This window comes from Phyllobacterium trifolii, from assembly GCF_014192095.1.
Lineage (GTDB): Bacteria > Pseudomonadota > Alphaproteobacteria > Rhizobiales > Rhizobiaceae > Phyllobacterium > Phyllobacterium trifolii.
The window spans coordinates 165,211-185,847 of record NZ_JACHXN010000003.1 but is presented as its reverse complement, the minus strand read 5'-3'; the positions used below and the strand labels follow the sequence as shown (position 1 = coordinate 185,847).

The following is a 20,637-nucleotide window of genomic DNA, read 5'->3' as shown; positions in this document are numbered from 1 at the left end:
AATTCATGCTTGCAACCGTTTTTGTAAGAACCGTCAAGGCTTCGTGTAGCGCAGTTTGGAATTGATGCAACCTATAACCACCCGCCTGCTACTATGGTATGATTCCCATCATCGAACTCTACCATGGCGCATTTCGCCGCGCGAGCGTCTCGCCGGCATCACTGCCGATCCCTATCGGATCTGGCTTTCCGAAATCATGCTGCAACAAACGACGGTCGAAGCCGTCAAATCCTACTTCCGCGTTTTCATAGAAAAATGGCCGACAGTCGTGGATTTGGCCGCCGCGAGCCAGGATGACGTTTTGCGCGCGTGGGCTGGCCTTGGCTATTATTCGCGCGCGCGAAACCTGAAGAAATGTGCCGATATCATCTGTGCAGAATATAGCGGGCATTTCCCGTCCGATCTCGCCATTTTGAAGTCGCTGCCCGGTATCGGCGATTATACAGCGGCCGCGATCGCCTCGATTGCATTCGATCTGCCCATGGCCGTTGTCGACGGCAATGTGGAGCGCGTCATCACGCGGCTGTATGCTCTCGCTACGCCTCTGCCGTTCGCCAAGCCGGAGATTCGCACGTATATGCAGGCGCTTACACCTGATGAGAGATCGGGGGATTTCGCGCAGGCAATGATGGATCTCGGAGCGACGATTTGCACGCCCAGGCGACCTGCGTGCGTCATTTGCCCGCTCAACGACAATTGCCAGGCGTTGAAAACCACCGATCCGGAATTCTTTCCCGTGAAAGCGCCCAAGAAAGAGAAGCCTGTTCGCGTTGGGGCTGCCTTCATCGCTGTTTCGAATGGTGAGGTATATTTGCGTGGCCGTGCAGAGACGGGACTGCTTGGCGGAATGGCGGAAGTTCCGACGACATCATGGACGGCACGTCTGGATGGGGGAACAGAATTGGATGCAGCCCCCTTTCCCGCAAACTGGATCGCCACCGGCAACATCACCCATGTTTTTACGCATTTCGAATTGCGTCTTAAAATCTACAAAGCCCATGACGTAGAAAAAGACATTGCGGCTGGCGGGTGGTGGGTCAAGGTTGATAAATTGGGAGGCGAAGCCTTGCCTACGGTTATGAAAAAGGCCATTGCTGCCGCCATTCCAGATGCGTTCGCAAGGAGAAAAAATTAGAATGACTCAGGTCAAGCATATCGTTTTCGACATTGGCATGGTTCTTATTCACTATGATCCAGATGCCGCCTTCCTGGATGTCATTCCCGATGCAAATGAGCGCAAATGGTTCTTCGACAACGTCTGCACACACGAGTGGAATATCGAGCAGGATCGGGGGCGGAAATGGCCGGAGGCTGAGGCTCTCCTAGTCGCCAATTTTCCCGACCGCGAGCACCATATCCGCGCGTTCCGGCAGAACTGGCACATGATGGTTCCGCATTCGATCGATGGCAGCGTCGAGATCATGCGCAAGCTGATCGCCGATGGTCACGATGTGACGATGCTTACCAATTTCGCCTCGGACACTTTGCGCGAGGCCTGGGAGCGATACCCGTTCCTGACCGAAAGCCGCGGCGTTACGATTTCTGGCGATGTCGGCCTGATCAAGCCCGACAAGGCAATCTACGATCACCACGTCACTACCTTTGACCTTGAAGCATCTGCGACGCTTTTCATCGATGACAGCGCCAAGAATGTTGCCGGTGCCAAGGCCGCAGGTTGGCAATCGGTGCAATTCATCGATCCTGAAACACTCAAGGCCGATCTGAAGAATCTCGGCATCGACGTCTGAGTTTCAGCCAGAAACGCCGACTTACCCGCCAGCGGCAACCATGCCCGACCGCACTTGCTTGCGCAGTTCGTCGATTGGTTTGAGCACGCCTTCGTCTTCGAAGTGCCAGAAGGTCCAGCCGTTGCAGGCATCGAGCCCCTGCGCTTTCGCGCCCATGCGGTGGATTGATCCTGCGTCACCGCCTGTCGTCACAGTACCATCGGCACGTACGATAGCAGCGTGGCGCTTGCGGATATCGCTCAGGACCGCACCCGGCTTCAACATGCCGGACTCAATGATGCTGCCGAATGCGACACGCGGTTCGGCGCGCTTGCTGGTCATAACGGTGAGGTCGGCGCCGGCTAGTGGGTCCACCGCAGCGATGCGAGCCGTCGCAGCATCGATATATTTCTGTTCCCGTTCGATGCCGACAAAATGCCGTCCGAGCCGTTTGGCGACGGCACCGGTTGTTCCCGATCCAAAGAACGGATCGAGAATGACATCCCCTGGTTTCGATGAAGCCATGAGAATCCGGGCCAGCAAGGCCTCCGGTTTTTGGGTTGGGTGTATCTTGTCGCCATTCTCATCTTTAAGACGCTCCGAGCCGGTGCAAATCGGGAAAAGCCAATCCGAGCGCATCTGAAGATCGTCGTTGGCTGCCTTCATGGCTTCGTAATTGAACGTGTAGCCCTTTGATTTCTGATCGCGTGACGCCCATATCATGGTTTCGTGGGCGTTCTGGAACCGGCGGCCGCGAAAATTCGGCATCGGATTGTTCTTGCGCCAGATGATGTCGTTGAGCATCCAGAATCCGAGGTCCTGCATTGTCGCGCCGACACGGAAAATATTGTGATAGGAGCCGATGACCCAGATCGTGCCGTTCGGCTTCAGCACGCGGCGGCATGCGAGAAGCCAGGCGCGCGTAAACGCGTCATACGCTTGGAAGCTTTCGAATTGGTCCCAGTGATCGTTGACCGCGTCCACCTTTGATTGATCCGGGCGATGCAGATCCCCCTCAAGCTGAAGGTTATAGGGTGGGTCGGCGAAGATGATATCGATCGAATGATCGGGCAAACGGTTGAGAGCGGCGACGCAGTCGCCTTTGAGAATGGTGTCGATCCAGGAGGTTTGCGGCGCTGCCTGGGGCAGATCATTCACGAGACGTACTACGGACATTTGATACTCGATTACTGGAGACGCTTTACACAACAGTATGGTTACCGCACACGGTAAATATCGCGTTAAGCGCAAGAGATCGGAGGAATGAAAATGTGACTCTGGTCTTTGACCCGATGGCCATAAACGTGTAGTCGATGCCCGACATCCCCCAAAAAGACCGGAGCCGCTGCTGTTGCGGCGCTATTTTACGAACAGGTATGACTAATGGAACCTCAGCTTATTATTTTCGACTGCGATGGCGTGCTCGTCGATTCAGAAATTCTTGCCGCCGAAGTCGAATCCCAGTTGCTGACACAATCCGGCTACCCCATTGAACCGGAAGACATCGCCGAACGTTTTGCCGGGCTGACCTGGACGGATATTCTGCTTCAGGTGGAAAAGGAATCCGGCATTCCGATTTCGGCCTCGCTGATCGAAGAATCGTCGCGGCAGATGGACCATAAGCTGCGCAACGAACTCAATGTCATCGAAGGCGCCGAACAGGTTATTGCAGCATTGAAATACCCCAAGTGTGTCGCATCGAATTCGATCAGTTCGTCATTGAAGATGATGCTCGAACAAAGCACGCTCTATGATCTCTTTGCCCCGCACATCTTCTCAGCCCGAGAGGTCGGTACACAGAAGCCGAAGCCGGATCCAAACGTGTTTTTGTTCGCTGCGAAGCAGTTCAACGTAGATCCGGCGCGCTGTATCGTTATCGAAGATTCGAGCCATGGCGTTCACGCTGCACGGACTGCGGGCATGCGGGTAATTGGTTTTACGGGCGGCGCTCACACGTATCCGGGGCATGCCGACAAGCTGACCGATGCGGGCGCGGAAACGGTTATCAGCCGTCATCGCGATCTGCCGGCAGTTATCGAAGCAATGACGGTGTGGTCCGAAGCAGTCTGACTGGGGTCAGGATCTAGAGGGGGCTGGCATGGCGCCAGCCTTCTCACTGTGTTTTCGGCTTTGATTTTGAAGCCGCGCTTGCAGGCCCTTCGTCGAAACCTATGAACACCTGAATGTTCTGTGCCGTTGGCTTTGGGAAACTCACATTTGGATCGTTGAAAACGAACTGTGTCGCAGCGCTGCCATCCGAAGTGGAAATCGCCTGTTTGTGCAGCGTCGAGTACAGCACATTTGTTCCCTGAATGACGGCGACGCGGATAGGCACTGTAATTGTGCCGGGGGTGAATTTCGGACCGGGTACGACCTTGCCGGAAACGGCCACATTCATGGTCATGGTACCGTCGCTTGACTGGCACGACCGTGTTTGGTTCGAGATCGAAGCTTGATAGATCAGGTTCTCAGGCGTCTTGTCTGATTTTCCATAGTTCGTCAGGACCGAGGTCCCTTCGCGGATCGTCACGGTGGGGCAGAACGCTGTCAACTCTGACGCTGTTATGCGTTTTTGCGCTTCCGCGGTGGCCTGCGCTTTCTCACTATTCGGGTCGTCTTTGTTGCTGCCGCTGGTAGAGCATCCTGCAAGACCCAAAGCAAAGATCATTGCACAAACCGGGGCGCAAAGTTGATAGAAGGGCAGAGATTTTTGTGCTTCTGACTTCATGAACAGAACTTTCCTTGAAGAACGAACCTTGACGAACGAGCGTGTTCTATACCAACGGTAAGGAAATAATGCGACGGGGCATTGCAGCCTTTTTTTGACAAGGGCAGTGACAGCACTATTGGGCAAAACACATGAGGCGACCGAGATGAAATATGTGAGTACCCGGGGAGAAGCGCCGGTTTTGGGCTTTTCCGATGCGCTTTTGTCCGGTCTTGCCCGCGACGGCGGGCTCTATCTTCCGAAGCAATTTCCACAGTTTTCCGCAAGCGAGATCCGCTCGCTGCGCGGCAAAACCTATGCCGAAGCTGCCATTCAGGTTCTGACGCCTTTTATCACCGGCGACATAGACCAGGCTGATTTCGAGAAAATGGTGCATGAAGCCTATGGTACGTTCCGCCACGACGCGGTCTGCCCATTGGTACAGACCCGGCATAACGAGTTTGTTCTCGAGCTTTTCCATGGTCCAACCCTCGCCTTCAAGGATGTGGCGATGCAGCTGTTGGCGCGACTGATGGATTATATCCTGACCAAGCGTAACGAGCGCGCCACCATCGTCGGTGCAACTTCCGGCGATACGGGCGGTGCAGCCATTGAGGCATTTGCCAATCGGGATCGCACGGATATCTTCATCCTCTTTCCGCACAACCGCGTTTCGCCTGTACAGCAGCGGCAGATGACGACATCGGCGGCATCGAATGTCCACGCGCTGGCCGTCGAAGGGAATTTCGATGATTGTCAGTCTCTGGTCAAAGGGATGTTCAACGATTTGGCCTTCCGCGATTCCCTTTCTCTGTCGGGGGTCAATTCGATCAACTGGGCGCGGATCATGCCACAGATCGTCTATTATTTCACGGCTGCCGTTTCGCTCGGAAGCCCCGAGCGCCCGGTGTCCTTCACCGTTCCGACCGGCAATTTCGGCGATATCTTTGCGGGCTACGTTGCAAAGCGCATGGGCCTTCCGATTGACCAACTTGTCATCGCGACCAACGATAACGATATTTTGACCCGCACGATCGAAACGGGAATTTATGAAACCCGGGGCGTACTGCACACGACATCGCCTTCCATGGACATACAGGTTTCCTCCAATTTCGAGCGCCTGCTCTTTGAAGCGCACGGTAGGGACGCCGGCGCAGTGCGCCGATTGATGGACGGGTTGAAACAGTCAGGCAGCTTCACGATTTCCGACACTGTGCTTGCCGCAATCCGCGCTGAATTCGCGGCGGGGCGCTCTAGCCGGGCGGAAACGGCCGAGGCAATTGCAAATGTCCTGAAGCAGTCTGGCTATCTTCTTGATCCGCACTCGGCCATCGGACTGAAGGTCGCGCGGGAGAAGGCCGGGCGGGAAACGCCAAGCGTTGTACTTGCCACTGCTCATCCGGCGAAATTTCCCGATGCCGTCGAGGCGGCAAGCGGCATTCATCCTGACCTTCCGCTCTGGCTGGGCGACCTCATGCAACGAAAAGAACAGTACACGGTACTTCCCAACGACCTTAAAAGTGTGGAAGAGTATGTGAGCCGACATTCAAGAGCGGCGGGTAAGGAGCATTGAATGGGCGTTGAAATCAGTCGCCTCTCCAACGGTTTGACGATTGCGACAGAGACAATGCCGCATGTGGAGAGTGTAGCGCTTGGCATCTGGGTCAAGGCAGGGTCGAGGAATGAGGGCAGCCATCAACACGGTATCGCTCATCTTCTTGAACACATGGCTTTCAAGGGAACTGAAAATCGTTCCGCCTGGAAAATTGCAGCCGACATTGAAGACGTAGGCGGCGAGATCAATGCGGCCACCAGTGTTGAAACAACGTCGTACTATGCGCGCGTCTTGCGCGATGACATGCCTCTGGCAATCGACATCCTCAGCGATATCATGACTGGTTCGAAATTCGACGCTGACGAGCTCGAGCGCGAAAAAAATGTTGTCATGCAGGAAATCGGGGCAGCTCACGACACGCCTGACGACGTTGTCTTTGACCGCTTCACGGAAGCAGCGTTCCAAGACCAGACGATCGGCCGGACAATTCTTGGAACTCCGGAAACCGTACAATCCTTTTCTTCCGCCGACCTACGCCGCTATATGGACGAACAATATAGCGCCGAGCGCATGGTTGTCGTCGCCGCTGGCGGTGTGAAGCACGATGAATTCGTACGCGAAGTCGAGAAGCGTCTCGGTTCCTTTCGTGCCAAATCAACAGCACCGGAGCCCGATCTGTCGCATTATGTTGGCGGCGATTTCCGCGAACAACGCGACTTGATGGACGCACAGGTGGTCATCGGCTTCGAGGGACGCGCCTACCACGTTCGCGATTTCTACGCTTCGCAATTGCTCGCCATGATCCTTGGCGGTGGGATGTCTTCCCGTCTTTTCCAGGAAGTGCGCGAGAAACGCGGATTGTGTTATTCGGTCTATGCATTCCACTGGGGTTTTTCCGATACCGGCATTTTTGGAATTCACGCCGCAACCGGGCGCAACCACCTCAAGAAGCTCGTTCCAGTTATCATCAATGAACTGCATGAAGCGGCTCGTAACATCAGTCAGGAAGAGTTGAACCGTGCACGGGCGCAATATCGTGCCAGTCTGCTGATGTCACACGAAAGTGCCGCGAGCAGGGCCGGACAGATTGCACGGCAGATGCTGCTCTACGGGCACGCAGTCTCGACCGAAGAACTGGTCGAGCGGTTGTCGAAGATCACGACAGAGCGCCTGACGGACCTCGCAGGCCGCCTCTTTCTCGATACGACGCCAACCATTGCCGCTGTCGGTCCGGTTGGTTCGCTGATGAAATTCGCCGATGTCCGTCAGGGGCTTACTTCTGCAACAGCAAGTCCCCGAAAAATCGCGGTCTGACGGCAAGGCAAGGCCATGATCGCCCTGCCCTTCCTGAAAAGCGCCGCGCCGCCCCTGCAGGGCGAGCGGCTCTATTTGCGTCCGCCGCAACTTTCCGATTACCGTGCGTGGTCCACACTTCGCGCGCAGAGCCGCGAGTTCCTCTCGCCGTGGGAACCTCTCTGGGCGGCCGACGATCTGGAGCGTGGAGCCTTTCGCCACAGAATTCGTCACTATGACGAAGAGGCGGCAGCAGGCACAGCCCATCCCTTCTTTCTTTTCCGCAACAAGGATTCGCGCCTGCTTGGAGGCATTACGCTCGGCAATATCCGCCGCGGCGTTGGTCAGAATGGCATGATCGGTTACTGGATCGGTGAGCCGTTTGCCGGACAGGGTTTAATGCACGAAGCTCTGGGACTGCTTATTCCCTATGCTTTTACCAAGGTGAGGTTGCACCGGCTGGAAGCGGCCTGTATTCCAAGCAATGAAAGATCGATCCGCCTTCTCGAAAAAGCCGGATTTCAGAGGGAAGGACTGCTACGCTCATACTTAAAGATAAATGGTATGTGGCAAGATCATCTGCTCTTCTCGATGATTGAAGGCGATGTACGGCGCTAGGGAAATAAAGGTTATATCAGTGAAATTATTGACGGGACGAATGCTGAAAGGCTTATCGCGGGTTTTTGCGCTCGTCATTTTGTTGATATCGATGCAGTCGGCCGCGAACGCGTTCGAGACAATCAAGATCACCAAGGAAAGCACGGCGCTCGACCTGTCAAAAGCCGTTGAAGTGTACCGGAACCAAGGCGAGACTTTCCAGATTTCCACCGCACCGGGTACCGACGGTATCGTTCGCCGTATCGAGGTGCAGGCCAACGACAAGCGGTCTACCGGCGACTGGGCAGCCTTTTCCCTTGCCAACCCGACCGACGAGCAGATCGACCGGCTGATCGTAGCGCCGCACTTCCGCCTTGTCGGATCAGGTTTCATTTGGCCCGATCTCGGTTCGACCCGCATCGCGTCCATTACGCCGAGCGAGGGATTCGCGCTGGACCGGCAAGCCAGCGAGGATGCCGATATTTTCCTGATTACGCTCAATCCCGGAGCCGTGATCACGCTTGTTGCCGAACTAGCATCACCCAACTTGCCTCAGGTTTACGTTTGGGAGCCAAATGCGTACAAGGACACGGTCAATTCCTATACGCTCTATCGTGGTATTCTGCTCGGAATCGCTGGCTTGCTCGCGTTGTTCCTGACCATTCTGTTTGTCGTCAAGGGAACGTCGCTTTTTCCTGCAACAGCCGCGCTCGCATGGGCGGTACTGGCCTACATCTGCGTTGATTTCGGCTTCTGGAACAAGCTGATAGAGATCACGCCAGGCAATGAACAGATGTGGCGAGCGGGCACCGAGGTGGCGCTTGCGGCGACGCTGGTGATCTTCCTCTTCACCTACCTCAATCTCAACCGATGGCATGACAATTTCAGCTATGGCGCGCTGACATGGATTCTCGGCCTCGGCATCGTCTCCGGCGTTGCCATATTCGACCCACCGATCGCGGCCGGTATTGCCCGCTTCTCCTTCGCCCTGACCATCATCTCCGGCATCGTGCTGATCGGCTTCTTCTCCTTCCGAAGTTATGATCGTGCGATCATGTTGATACCGACGTGGATCCTCCTGCTCGTCTGGTTGATGGGCAGCTGGCTCACGGTATCGGGAATTCTGGCCAATGATATCATTCAGCCGGCGCTTGCCGGCGGCCTCGTTCTCATCGTTCTCCTCATCGGCTTCACCGTCATGCAGCACGCATTTTCCGGCGGCGCTCTGCAACAAGGCCTGTTCTCCGATGTGGAGCGGCAAGCGCTCGCCATTATCGGTTCCGGGGATATCGTCTGGGATTGGGACGTGCCGCGTGATCGCGTCGTTACCACGCCGGACCTCACCAATTTCCTTGGAGCCTCGGCAAGTTCTTTGCACGGCGCAGTGCGCAACTGGTTGCCGACTCTGCACGCCGATGACCGCGATCGCTTCCGCACGACCCTGGACGTTATTCTCGAAAACAGGCGTGGCCGCATTTCACAAACATTCCGCCTGCGCGCCAATGACGGCCACTATTACTGGTACTCGCTGAAGGCTCGCCCCGTCATCGGGTCCGATGGTGAAATTGTCCGGTGTGTCGGCACACTGATCGATGTCACCGAGCAGAAAAAGGCGGAAGAACGCCTGCTGCACGATGCTGTGCACGATAATCTGACAGGCCTGCCGAACCGCGAACTCTTCCTGGACCGCCTGGGCTCCGTCATCACCATGGCGCAGACGGAGAGCCGTATCCGCCCGACCGTGTTCATCATCGACATTGACCGGTTCAAGCAGGTCAATGACGGCCTTGGCATGTCGGCGGGCGATACATTTCTTCTGACCATTTCACGTCGTCTTCACCGCCTGTTGCGGCCGCAGGATACGCTTAGCCGCCTGGCTGCCGATCAGTTTGGCCTCATTCTTGTTTCCGAGAGCGAGCCCGCCAAAATCGCCGCATTCGCCGAAGCGGTGAAACAGGCAATCCGGGCGCCGATTGCCTTTTCCAAACGCGAGATCGTGCTGACTGCATCGCTTGGCCTGATTACCTGGACCAGCGGCAGCGCCGCCTCACCGGAAGACTTGGTAAAGGATGCCGAGCTGGCCATGTTCCAGGCCAAGCGGTTCGGCGGCGATCGCATCGAGCCGTTCCGGCCGGCCTTCCGTGCTGTGGGCAGTGACCGGCTTCAGCTGGAATCTGATCTGCGTCGCGCGCTCGAGCGACGCGAAATTCATATGGCCTATCAGCCAATCATGCGCCTTGAAGACAACAGCATTGCCGGGTTCGAAGCCCTGATGCGCTGGGATCACCCGCGCCGTGGCTCCATTCCGCCGTCGGAGTTCATTCCGATTGCCGAAAGTTCGGGCCTTATCGTGCAGCTCGGCCTCTTCGCCATGCAGAAGGCGGCGGAAGACCTCGTCAACTGGCAGCGCAATCTGGGCGCCTCGCCTCTCTTTGTTTCCGTCAATATTTCCAGCAGCCAGCTGATCCGGCAGGACCTGATCGATGACGTACGGTCGGTGCTCCTGCAAACCCAGATCGAGCCGGCGAGCCTGAAACTGGAACTCACGGAATCCCTGATGATGGAGAATCCGGAGCGCTCCAACTATGTGCTCTCCAGCATCAAAGCGATGGGCGTCGGTGTATCGCTCGATGATTTCGGCACGGGGTACTCTTCGCTGTCCTACCTGACCTCCTTCCCGTTCGACATGATCAAGATCGACCGGTCCTTCCTGAAGGCGGATCAACCGCAGAAGGTGACACTGCTTCGTTCCATGATCAGCATGGCGCATGATCTTGGATTGTCGGTTGTGACGGAAGGCATCGAGAACGAGAGCGATGCGCTGCAGCTCCGCCAGATGGGCTGCGAGTATGCGCAGAGTTTCATGTTCAGCCCGCCGCTTACACTGGACGTCGCGACGAAGCTATTGCGTGAGCAGTTCCAGCAATCTAAAGCGTCGTAGTAAAAGACCTCTTGAGAATTCAGCCTGATGAGTCAACTGGTGCGATTTCCGAGAACCGGCGCGCAGTGGACATTTGCGTCCATGAGCACCGGAAGTCGAGAAAATCACATCAGGTGGCCGTCAGGGTGAATTGGCAAGGGGTCTTCAGGCGTGACCGGCGACAGTAGCCAGCCGCGAAGGATCAACGCCCATATAGGCAAGAATTCGATCGTACTTGCTCTCGATATCCGTGTCGAAAAGCAGCTCCTGCGACGCCTTGCAGGTGAGCCAGCCATTATTGGCGATCTCGGTCTCGAGTTGGCCCGAAGCCCAACCGGAATAACCCAGCGTCATCAAGGCTTTGCGCGGTCCGCGGCCACCAGAGATGGCACGCAGTATATCCACAGTTCCCGTCAGGCAAATTTCTTCTGCGACCGGCATGGTTGAATCGGTGAGATAGTCATCGGAATGCAGGACGAAGCCTCGCCGCATTTCGACCGGTCCCCCATTGCGCACCAGAAAATCGCGCGTCCGTTCAGGCATCATGATTGCCTGTTGCTCATCGAGAACACCCAGTTGAACAAGGATATCCGAAAATTCCATGTCCTGGATACGGTTGATGATCAGGCCCATAGCGCCTTTTTCAGAGTGCGCACAAACATAGATGACCGAGCGCGCAAACCGGCTGTCGTCCATTCCCGGCATAGCGAGAAGGAACTGTCCATTCAGAAATCCGGTCTCTTTGTTGGCGTCTCTGAAAATCTCCATGAGAATAAAGGTACCAAGGATTCTGTAAATGACAACGGCTTTGGGTAACGAATTGTAAATGATACTTAAATCCCTCAGCCGCGCACGCATTGCAGGATTACTTCTCACACAGAAATGATGCGCAAAAACAGTCACATCCTTGATAGTGCCCAAAAGGCCTGTAAAGGTCCCAAAATGAAAACAGAATTGCTCTTTCTTGCCGCCGTGATTGCGTTTGCCGCTCCGGCGCATGCAAACTCCGAATGGACGAAGACGCCCGGCGGCAATGTCAGGCTCGTCATCGACAATCCCGTCCAGCCATCGCCCGAGATCCGCGGAGCCATAGAGATTAATCTCGATCCGGGCTGGAAAACCTATTGGCGAGAACCCGGTGATGCGGGTGTGCCGCCAGAACTCGATCTCACCGAAAGCACCAACATTAAAAGCTATGCGCTTTCGTTTCCAACACCGCATCGCTTCGATGAGGGCAATACGCACTGGGCGGGATACAAGAAACCGATCGCCTTGCCAGTGACGCTCACGCTGGCCGATCCTGCCAAGCCCGCTCATTTGAAGGGCCATGCATTTCTTGGAATTTGCGAGACGATCTGCATCCCTGTCAAAGCGGAGTTTGATTTTGCCGTCGACAACACCAAACCGACCGACCCGCTGACCAAAACGCTCATAGATTCGGCCTTTGAACAGCTGCCGGGCGTAGCGTCGGCGACATTCGGGGCGCGTAGCGCGGTACGCAAGGATGATCGTGTTAGGGTAACGGTCGACCTTCCTTCCGATGATCCAAACACCGACATTTTCGTCGCGGGCGATGGAATCGTTACGTTCGGCATGTCGAAACTGAAGGACCGGCAGGCGAATAGTGCCGTTTTTTCCGTGCGGATCATTTCCGGAAAGGACAAAAAAACGCCGCCTCTCAACTACACGCTGGTTCAGGGAGACAAGGCGGTCTCCGGAACGATCGGCGTGCAGGAATAGCAATCAAAATTCTCGACTTTTCCAAGTGCGCACCCTATCTGCGGAAAGTCACATATCATCATCTCACAGGGAGCTATTCATGACGATCAAGGTAGGCGAGCGTTTGCCGGACGCTGTATTCAAGACGAAGTCGGATGAGGGTGTCAGTGAAGTCCGCTCCGATGCGCTATTCAAGGGCAAGAGAATTGTTCTCTTTGCTGTTCCTGGCGCATTTACGCCGACCTGCAGCATGAACCATCTGCCAGGTTATCTTGAAAACAGGGATGCCATTCTGGCAAAGGGCATCGACGCAATTGTCGTGGTAGCCGTCAATGATCCGCATGTCATGGGCGCCTGGGCCAAGGCAACGAATGGCGAGGGAAAGATTCAGTACCTCTCGGACGGCAATGCCACGTTCACCAAGGCAGTCGGTCTTGATGTCGATCTTGGTGCCGGTAATATGGGCATACGCTCCAAGCGGTATTCAATGCTGATTGAAGACGGCGTGGTGAAGCAACTCAATATCGAAGAGTCTCCTGGTCAGGCTGTCACCTCGAGCGCAGCTACCATTCTCAATCAGCTCTAGAACAAGAGCATATCGGAGTGGGGATAAGTCTGGGTGTAAATCCAAGCCTCCCTCCCTGCTGCTATGCAACCTCCCTCTTCAAAAGGGGGTAAGAGACACTCTGCTGTCGGTACTAGATTTTGGCAAAAGGCACTGTGCGTGGTTCGACAAGCTCACCATGAGGGAGATTGAGGATTGCATGGATAGTCACCAACCCTAATGCGCCTTGCGGTAGTTCTTCGCTTTGCAAATTGTGGCTCCCTGCCATCAACCCACTTCCCTCATGGTGAGCTTGTCGAACCACGCACAGCAGCATTGCCATCCGGCAATCAGCACCCTCAGACAGAAATGGCGGGTAACGGGCCCACTGTCCGTGGGAAGTTCTGTCCAAGGACGCCTCCAAGGTGAGCTCCATCAATCCTTTCGCCGAAGTCGCCGGCCGCTGAACATCGGCTGTGATGAAGACAAAGGCTGATAATACCATCGATGCGCGTCAGTTGGTTAAAAGCTTAATCTAAGTCGGGCGCAATCCTTAAGCCTTGAGCGTTTACTCTGACCATTCGGGCGCTTGCCCGTCGCCGGGGGATGACAAACCGGCCTGATGAGAAAACGCTTTCAGGGGAAAATGACCAAATTGAAGAAACTAGCAGCACCATTCATCGCCATCAGCTTGCTCGCCGGTTGCGCCACGCCGCCCGGCCGCATCCAGCCGCTTGCCTATGCCAGCAATTGCCCACCCAACGCGGCGCAACAACTTGCCGCCTTTTCATCGGTTCAGCAATCTGCCGCGACCAATGACGCGCTTGGCGTTTTCCTGATCGGTTTGCCGGTAGCCAGTATGAGTGGAGGCGACCATGAGGCGGAAATCGCCCATCTGAAAGCTTGCACCATGGGGCGCGGCGTCAAGGGCATCATGACCGGCCAGTAACGTTGTGGGGGATTGGTTCGCGCCGATCCCTCTATTTCATGCCGGGAAGGCTCTATCGCCAGGCCCCGCGAAATACCGGCCGCAACGCATCGCCATCCTTGCGCCTCGCGCACCTATTCACGTGATATGCTTAAACTTGCGGCATTCGCTTCTGTTTGAATGGTGCCATGCCGGCGCGCGCGAGTTCGTCGGCACGCTCGTTCTCCGGATGACCCGCATGCCCTTTGACCCAATGCCAGACCACCTTGTGACGCTTGCGCGCTTCATCCAGCGCATGCCAGAGTTCGGCATTCTTCACCGGCTTCTTCGCGGCAGTTTTCCAGCCGTTACGCTTCCAGCCGTCGATCCAGCCAGAAATACCATCGCGAACATAGACCGAATCCGTATAGAGATCGACCTGGCAGGGCTCCTTCAGGGCATTCAAAGCCGAGATCGCCGCCATCAACTCCATACGGTTGTTGGTCGTGTCGGCTTCACCGCCAGAGAGTTCCTTTTCATTGCCGTTCCAGCGTAGAACCGCGCCCCAGCCTCCCGGGCCGGGATTGCCGGAGCAAGCGCCATCGGTAAAAGCCTGAATCTCCTTCACACTTTTGACCCTTCCAGGATAAGCCCGTATTCTTCTGCCGACCTGATCTGGCGGTGAAAGCGCATCCGGCGGATGTATTCCATCGGGTCTTTTTTGACGACGAGGCTGCCTTCCGGCGTGTTGAGCCAATCGTACAATCTTGTGAGCATGAAACGCAGCGCCGAACCGCGTGCAAGGACAGGTAGGCTTACCGCTTCGTCCGCCGAGAGCGGGCGAACAGAATTGTAGCCTCGGAGCAAGGCTGTGCCCTTGTTTAGATTGAAAGAATGATCCTTTTCAAAGCACCAGGCGTTCAGGCAAACGGCCACATCGTAGGCAAGCAGATCGGTACAGGCGAAATAGAAATCGATCAGTCCCGACAATTTGTTTCCCAAAAAGAAGACGTTGTCTGGAAAAAGGTCTGCATGGATGACACCCGAGGGCAAGTGCGACGGCCAGTTGGACTCGAAGAAGGCCAGATCGGTCTCTGTCTCGTCTGCAAGGCCTGGTTCAACCCGATCGGCACCGGTCTTGGAATTATTCCACAGGGGCCGCCAACCTTCCACCGAGAGCGCATTGGGGCGGCGCATGGGGAAATCCTCGCCTGCGACATGCATCCTCGCCATTGCCTCGCCCAAGGCAAAGCAATGCTGCACGGTCGGGCGGCGCATCCACATGCCTTCGAGAAAGGTTACGATCGCAGCAGGCCGACCAGCCAGCTCACCGATGCTTGATCCGGACTTCTGGTTCACTGGCAAAGGACAGCGTATCCCCTTGCCCGCCAGGTGGCGCATCAAACCGAGAAAGAACGGCAGATCGTTGCTGTTCACACGTTTCTCGTACAACGTCAGAATGTACGATCCAGTGCTGGTATGCAGCAGATAGTTGGAGTTTTCGACGCCCTCGGCAATGCCCTTATACGAAAGCAGCTCGCCGATGTCGTAGTCTTTGAGGAAGTGCGCCAAGTCGATTTCATTGATGTCGGTATAGACGGCCATATGCTAGCTCTTATCGGCTGCCGTTGACGAATGCCATATCGGCGCTCGTCAGTTCCACATCGCGCAGGTCCCGCATCACATGGAAATTTTCGGTCTCGATGGTTGTTTCCGCGAGTTCGATCGACACGATATACCGCTCCGAAAAGGACTGAATGATTTCGTCAACGATGATCTCCGGAGCTGAAGCTCCGGCGGATAATCCGACCACCGAAATGTTGCCGACCCTGCTCCAGTCGATGTCGCCGGCTCGTTGAACCAGCAGGGATTGTACGGCCCCCGACCGTTCGGCGACCTCAACCAGTCGCTTTGAATTGGAAGAGTTCGGAGCTCCCACGACGAGAAAAAGATCGCAGCCTGGAGCCGCGGCTTTCACAGCGTCCTGGCGGTTCGTAGTGGCGTAGCAGATCGATTCTGCAGCTGGTGCCGTCAGCGCGGGGAAGCGGCGCTGCAAGGTCGCGATGATCCCGGCAGTATCGTCAACGGAAAGTGTTGTCTGCGTCACGAAGCCGAGATTGTCGGGATCCTCGGGGACATAGGTCTCAGCATCGGCGATGGTTTCGATCAGCGTCACCGCACCTTCAGGCAATTGACCCATCGTACCGATGACTTCCGGATGGCCCGAGTGACCGACGAGAATGACATGGCGGCCGAGCCGCTGGTGGCGCATCGCCTGCTTATGAACCTTGGACACCAGCGGGCATGTTGCATCCAGATAGAAAAGGTTCTTGCTTTCCGCATCGGAGGGAACCGACTTCGGAACCCCGTGCGCGGAAAAGACCACAGGCTGATTGCGATGCTCCGGAGGAATTTCGTCGAGCTCTTCGACAAAAACCGCTCCGCGGGCCTGCAAGCCTTCGACGACGTAACGGTTATGCACGATCTCATGGCGGACGTAGACAGGTGCGCCATATTTCTTCAACGCCAAAACGACGATCTGGATGGCGCGATCCACACCGGCGCAAAAACCGCGCGGCCCGCACAGGCGGATTGTCAGTGGTTTCTTGTCAGCCATCGTGTCGTGTCTCATGGAAGCGTTACAGTGCTGTTGGAATTGGGCGGCAATCAACGCGAAGTCAAGTCCGAAGCTTCAGATTGGCTGGGATCAGGCTCGTTTGGATCTTTGGGATGGTATCGCTGCCAAAGCGAAATTCCCGCAACCGCAAGCAGTGTCACGGCGAGGCCATACCAGGTTACCGCATATTGCAGGTGGCTGTTTGGCAGATCGATGATCGTCACACCGCCGACCGGCAGGCCCCCGGGATTTGGCGTCTTGTCGGCATCGATGAAAAAAGGAACCAGCTTGTCATCTGCAATGCCCGACTGTCCCGCCATCGTTGGCAGGTCTTTCCAATAGTAGATATTGGTCATGAGGTCGTTATTCGGCACGATCGACGAAGGCTTGTCATAAAGCGGATTGCGCGCAAGCCCCGTCACAACCATCTGTCCCTCGACTTCGCCTTGTGGCCGTGTCACGGAATTCTTCTTGTCATAGGGAACAAAGCCGCGATTAACGAAGACTGCGCGACCGTCGTCAAGCAAAAGCGGCGTATAGACGTAGAACCCGGAAGTGCCGTCATAGGTCGCGAAATAGTGACGCTCGCGATCATTAAGCAGCCGGCCGGTCACTGTCACTGTCCGGTAGTCGACATCCTTTTCAGCCGCCCAGACTTTCTCGATCTCGGCGAGCGAAGAGGGCTTCGCATGCGTTCGAGCATCTATCTCCGCCAGCAGGCCTTCCTTCCAGTACAGGCGTTCGACCTGCCAGGTCCCGAGGGCGATCAAGATTGCGAAAACGATTGCACCCAGGACAACTTTTATCCACGGGAAGCGGTTGCTTGGTAAAGGTGTCACACGCTCAGTCATGGCTATCCAGCGTATCAAGCCGACCCTCTGCGGCTTTATGCTTGTACTGCAAGGCTATCAGAATGCCCTTCATCCAGCGGAGCGCCGTAAGGCAGAGCACGAGGGCCAGGGGTATCCACATGATAAAATGCAGCCACAATGGCGGATCGAGCGTCACCTCCATCCAGAGGGCAAGGCCGACGACAATGAAGCCGATCAAGAGCATCACCAGAACTGCCGGGCCCTCGCCCGTGTCGATGAATGAATAGTCCAGCCCACAGGTGGAACAGTGCTTCGCCGGCGTCAGGAAGCCATCGAACAGCTTGCCCTGTCCACAGCGTGGGCACCTCGCCTTAACGCCGGCAGCTACCGGGTCAACTGGGGGGTAAAGCGCCGTGTCTTGATTCATGGTCATGTGCCTCAAGGCCGGAGGGGCTTTGCAGTGAGTATATCGGATGGTTGCGCAGGAATGTGCTGAAAAAGTGAGAGCGGCCGTGTTTCCACGACCGCCCGCAAATTTTAGACAAAGTCCGCCTATTCCACGGCTATCGGAGCACCCCAGGATGCCCATACATAGATCGAGAAGAACAGGAACAGCCAGACCACGTCAACGAAGTGCCAATACCAGGCCGCAGCCTCGAAGCCGAAATGTTTGGTCGGCGTAAAGTCACCCCGGAGCGAACGAAGCAAGCATACAGCGAGGAAGATGGTTCCAATGATGACGTGGAAACCGTGGAAACCAGTCGCCATGAAGAATGTTGCACCGTAGATCGAATCCTTGAACGCAAATGGAGCGTGAATGTATTCGTATGCCTGCACCGAGGAAAAGAGCAGACCAAGCAGGACGGTGAGCGTCAGGCCCGTGATCAGGCCCTTGCGATCATTGTGGATCAGAGCATGGTGCGCCCACGTGACCGTCGTGCCGGACAAAAGCAGGATAACGGTGTTATAAAGCGGCAGGTGCAACGGGTCGAGAACTTCAATACCCTTCGGGGGCCATACACCGCCGGTGAATGCTGTCCGCGCTACTTGCGCTGCTTCCCCGGGGAAAAGACTGGCATCGAAGAAAGCCCAGAACCAGGCAACGAAGAACATCACTTCTGACGCGATGAACATGATCATGCCGTAGCGCAGATGCAACGAGACCACGCGCGTGTGATGGCCTTCCTTGCTCTCCTTGATCGTGTCGGACCACCAGCCGTACATCGTATAAAGAACGATCATCACGCCTATAAGCAGGATCCAGGGGTTTGTGAGATTAGCACGGAAAAGGACAAGCTCGCCGCCGGCATGATAACGCATGAAAGCGATGCCGCCGATTGCGAGAACAAACGCGCCAACCGAGCCAAGAAACGGCCAAGGGCTGGGATCGATGATGTGGTAATCGTGGTTCTTTTGGTGCGTCTCGGCCATTCTAACCCTCGCAAGGTCTGTTCATTGGTTTTGACACCGGGCTAAGCCGGCGCAGTTTAGAGTTGTCCTGATGTACCATTCTTCTTGACCTCGGTATTGGCAGCAATGGGTGCCGGCATAGGGATCGGGAAGAATGTGTAGGATAGAGTGATTGTGTTGACGCCCTTCAGCTCAGGCGCATTGACGATGTCCGGATCGACAAAAAAGACGACCGGCATTTCCAGATCTTCACCTGGCTTCAGGACCGTATCCGTGAAGCAGAAGCACTCGACCTTGTTGAAGTAAGCACCCGCAGCCTGCGGCGTCACGTTGAATGACGCGCGCCCGGCGGTCGGCTTGTCGACAATATTCTTGGCCTCGTATTTGATCAGCTTGGTTTCGCCGATATTCATCGTGACTTCGCGCTGTACAGGCTCGAACTGCCACGGCAAGCCACCAGAAGTATTGGCGTCGAAACGCACAGTGATTTTTTTGTCAAGAATTGTATCGGACATCTGTTCAACACGCTGGGTCGTGCCACCATATCCCGTGACCTGGCAGAACATGGCGTAGAGCGGGACGGCAGCAAACGCCATACCCACCATGCCGAAGAAGAACGCGAGGCAAGAAATTGCGATCGTCCGGTCGGAAACCTTGCGCTTCGGTGCATCGCTCATTGTGCGGGCCTCGTTACGGGTGCCGTTTGCGAAGAGTGATTGGCCCCGATTTTGGCCCATGTCCCGACATAGACAACGACAACAAACGCGGCCAACGCCAGCGCGAGCGCCAGGGAGCGACTGCGCTGTGCCCGCTTCTGCTTGTCCGTGAGAGTTACCATGTCGTTGCTCATATTAAACACCAGCCACCAGAAATGCCTTGCGCACCAGAATCTCGCCGAGGAGCACCGCATATAAACTGAAAAGATAGAAAATGGAGAAAGCGAACATCTTCTTGGCAGGCTTCAACATCGCATCGCCAACTGGAGCACGCCATACAGTGAAGGCCGAAGCAAGAAAGGCACCGCCCATCGCTATGGCAAACAGGCCATACCCTGGCCCCGCGAATCCCATGATCCAAGGGAGGACACCAACTGGTGCTACCAGCAAAGTATAGAGAAAAATCTGAAACTTCGTCGATGCGGCTCCCGCCACATTGGGCATCATCGGGATTTTCGCCTTCTCATAGTCATCCGACATGAAGAGCGACAAAGCCCAGAAATGCGGCGGCGTCCACAGGAAGATGATGAGAAAAAGGACGATGCTTTCCATGCTCACAGAATTCGTGACCGCCGCCCAGCCGATCATGGGTGGAAACGCACCCGCTGCTCCTCCGATAACGATGTTCTGCGGCGTGGAACGCTTCAGCCACATCGTATAAATGACAGCATAGAAGAAGATCGTGAATGCCAGAAGAAATGCCGACAAGAGATTGACGAAAAGGCCCAGCGTTACGACTGAAAAAGCCGACAGTAGGAGACCAAATGTCAACACCTCGCCGCGCGAGATACGTCCTGCAGGGATCGGTCGCTTCGAGGTGCGCTTCATAATGGCGTCGATGTCGGCATCGTACCACATGTTGAGTGCACCTGAGGCGCCTGCCCCGACTGCAATGCAAAGGATGGCGATTGCGGCCAAGACGGGATTTATCTGGCCAGGAGCAGCCATCATTCCAACGAAGCCAGTAAAGACAACCAAGGACATGACGCGTGGCTTGAGCAGCGCAATATAATCCGACGCATTGGCTTCCGAGAGGCCAATACTCGCATCAAGATTTGCGTTTTTCTCAATCAGTGCCATTTGATCCGTCTTGTATTATTCGATGCCGGGACA

At 55.7% G+C, this 20,637-nt stretch carries 22 protein-coding genes; 10 read left to right on the top strand and 12 right to left on the bottom strand.

Annotated features, from left to right (window positions below; genetic code table 11):
* Positions 1-64 precede the first annotated feature (64 nt).
* Both mutY and FHS21_RS05895 read left to right on the top strand, forming a co-directional pair.
* Positions 65-1,135, top strand: a complete 1,071-nt coding sequence (mutY, locus tag FHS21_RS05900) for an A/G-specific adenine glycosylase (protein WP_112527359.1) — start codon at positions 65-67, stop codon at positions 1,133-1,135.
* A gap of 1 nt (position 1,136) precedes the next feature.
* Complete coding sequence (locus FHS21_RS05895) at positions 1,137-1,748, top strand: HAD family hydrolase (RefSeq protein ID WP_112527357.1); 612 nt, start codon at positions 1,137-1,139, stop codon at positions 1,746-1,748.
* Between the two features lie 21 nt (positions 1,749-1,769).
* Here the strand turns inward: FHS21_RS05895 and FHS21_RS05890 are convergent, their stop codons facing one another.
* On the bottom strand, positions 1,770-2,903 hold the full coding sequence (locus FHS21_RS05890; RefSeq protein WP_112527355.1) for a site-specific DNA-methyltransferase: 1,134 nt from the start codon (positions 2,901-2,903) through the stop codon (positions 1,770-1,772).
* Positions 2,904-3,110: 207 nt separating this feature from the next.
* Between FHS21_RS05890 and FHS21_RS05885 the strand changes: the two genes are divergently transcribed.
* Complete coding sequence (locus tag FHS21_RS05885) at positions 3,111-3,797, top strand: HAD family hydrolase (protein WP_112527353.1); 687 nt, start codon at positions 3,111-3,113, stop codon at positions 3,795-3,797.
* Between the two features lie 43 nt (positions 3,798-3,840).
* Here the strand turns inward: FHS21_RS05885 and FHS21_RS05880 are convergent, their stop codons facing one another.
* Positions 3,841-4,455, bottom strand: a complete 615-nt coding sequence (locus tag FHS21_RS05880; RefSeq protein WP_246410848.1) for a hypothetical protein — start codon at positions 4,453-4,455, stop codon at positions 3,841-3,843.
* 145 nt (positions 4,456-4,600) lie between these two features.
* Between FHS21_RS05880 and thrC the strand changes: the two genes are divergently transcribed.
* Genes thrC through FHS21_RS05860 form a run of 4 tightly spaced genes read left to right on the top strand, consistent with a single transcriptional unit; the run spans position 4,601 to position 10,820 of the window.
* Positions 4,601-6,007: a threonine synthase gene (gene thrC, locus FHS21_RS05875; RefSeq protein WP_183661497.1), complete on the top strand. Its 1,407-nt coding sequence runs from the start codon at positions 4,601-4,603 to the stop codon at positions 6,005-6,007.
* The gene (locus FHS21_RS05870; protein ID WP_112527349.1) at positions 6,008-7,303 is read left to right on the top strand and encodes a M16 family metallopeptidase; all 1,296 of its coding nucleotides are present in this window, start codon (positions 6,008-6,010) and stop codon (positions 7,301-7,303) included.
* A 15-nt stretch (positions 7,304-7,318) separates the two neighbouring features.
* Complete coding sequence (locus FHS21_RS05865) at positions 7,319-7,900, top strand: GNAT family N-acetyltransferase (protein ID WP_112527347.1); 582 nt, start codon at positions 7,319-7,321, stop codon at positions 7,898-7,900.
* Between the two features lie 40 nt (positions 7,901-7,940).
* The gene (locus FHS21_RS05860; RefSeq protein WP_183661495.1) at positions 7,941-10,820 is read left to right on the top strand and encodes an EAL domain-containing protein; all 2,880 of its coding nucleotides are present in this window, start codon (positions 7,941-7,943) and stop codon (positions 10,818-10,820) included.
* Between the two features lie 144 nt (positions 10,821-10,964).
* On the opposite strand, the gene FHS21_RS05855 is transcribed toward FHS21_RS05860, so the two are convergent.
* The gene (locus tag FHS21_RS05855; protein ID WP_112528048.1) at positions 10,965-11,567 is read right to left on the bottom strand and encodes a YqgE/AlgH family protein; all 603 of its coding nucleotides are present in this window, start codon (positions 11,565-11,567) and stop codon (positions 10,965-10,967) included.
* Positions 11,568-11,741: 174 nt separating this feature from the next.
* On the opposite strand from FHS21_RS05855, the gene FHS21_RS05850 reads away from it, so the two are divergent.
* From FHS21_RS05850 to FHS21_RS05840, 3 genes are all read left to right on the top strand, one after another.
* Entirely contained in the window at positions 11,742-12,539 is a 798-nt protein-coding gene (locus tag FHS21_RS05850; RefSeq protein ID WP_183661212.1) for a protein-disulfide reductase DsbD domain-containing protein, read from the top strand.
* Positions 12,540-12,618: 79 nt separating this feature from the next.
* The gene (locus tag FHS21_RS05845; RefSeq protein WP_112527341.1) at positions 12,619-13,104 is read left to right on the top strand and encodes a peroxiredoxin; all 486 of its coding nucleotides are present in this window, start codon (positions 12,619-12,621) and stop codon (positions 13,102-13,104) included.
* Positions 13,105-13,708: 604 nt separating this feature from the next.
* A complete protein-coding gene (locus tag FHS21_RS05840; protein ID WP_112527337.1) occupies positions 13,709-14,011 on the top strand; it encodes a YajG family lipoprotein in 303 nt (100 codons plus the stop codon).
* Positions 14,012-14,141: 130 nt separating this feature from the next.
* Here FHS21_RS05840 and rnhA read toward each other — a convergent pair whose 3' ends face one another.
* The 9 genes from rnhA to cyoE all read right to left on the bottom strand — a co-directional run bounded on the left by rnhA (position 14,142) and on the right by cyoE (position 20,604).
* A complete protein-coding gene (gene rnhA, locus FHS21_RS05835; protein WP_112527335.1) occupies positions 14,142-14,597 on the bottom strand; it encodes a ribonuclease HI in 456 nt (151 codons plus the stop codon).
* On the bottom strand, positions 14,594-15,574 hold the full coding sequence (locus FHS21_RS05830; RefSeq protein WP_183661209.1) for a homoserine kinase: 981 nt from the start codon (positions 15,572-15,574) through the stop codon (positions 14,594-14,596). Before FHS21_RS05830 ends, rnhA begins: the two co-directional genes overlap by 4 nt.
* 10 nt (positions 15,575-15,584) lie before the next feature.
* The gene (gene ispH / locus FHS21_RS05825; RefSeq protein ID WP_112527331.1) at positions 15,585-16,586 is read right to left on the bottom strand and encodes a 4-hydroxy-3-methylbut-2-enyl diphosphate reductase; all 1,002 of its coding nucleotides are present in this window, start codon (positions 16,584-16,586) and stop codon (positions 15,585-15,587) included.
* A gap of 50 nt (positions 16,587-16,636) precedes the next feature.
* Entirely contained in the window at positions 16,637-17,437 is an 801-nt protein-coding gene (locus FHS21_RS05820; RefSeq protein WP_112527329.1) for an SURF1 family protein, read from the bottom strand.
* On the bottom strand, positions 17,430-17,825 hold the full coding sequence (locus FHS21_RS05815; protein ID WP_112528046.1) for a DUF983 domain-containing protein: 396 nt from the start codon (positions 17,823-17,825) through the stop codon (positions 17,430-17,432). The genes FHS21_RS05820 and FHS21_RS05815 overlap by 8 nt, the downstream gene beginning before the upstream one ends.
* 125 nt (positions 17,826-17,950) lie before the next feature.
* Positions 17,951-18,829, bottom strand: a complete 879-nt coding sequence (locus FHS21_RS05810) for a cytochrome c oxidase subunit 3 (protein WP_183661206.1) — start codon at positions 18,827-18,829, stop codon at positions 17,951-17,953.
* Positions 18,830-18,885: 56 nt separating this feature from the next.
* Positions 18,886-19,485 carry a cytochrome c oxidase assembly protein gene (locus FHS21_RS05805; RefSeq protein ID WP_112527325.1) on the bottom strand — a complete coding sequence of 200 codons (600 nt, stop codon included), beginning with the start codon at positions 19,483-19,485 and terminating at the stop codon, positions 18,886-18,888.
* Positions 19,482-19,658: a cytochrome c oxidase system small membrane protein gene (locus FHS21_RS05800; protein ID WP_210283366.1), complete on the bottom strand. Its 177-nt coding sequence runs from the start codon at positions 19,656-19,658 to the stop codon at positions 19,482-19,484. Before FHS21_RS05800 ends, FHS21_RS05805 begins: the two co-directional genes overlap by 4 nt.
* A gap of 1 nt (position 19,659) precedes the next feature.
* Positions 19,660-20,604, bottom strand: coding sequence for a heme o synthase (gene cyoE / locus FHS21_RS05795; protein ID WP_112527323.1), 945 nt, complete (start codon positions 20,602-20,604; stop codon positions 19,660-19,662).
* Between the last annotated feature and the right edge of the window lie 33 nt (positions 20,605-20,637).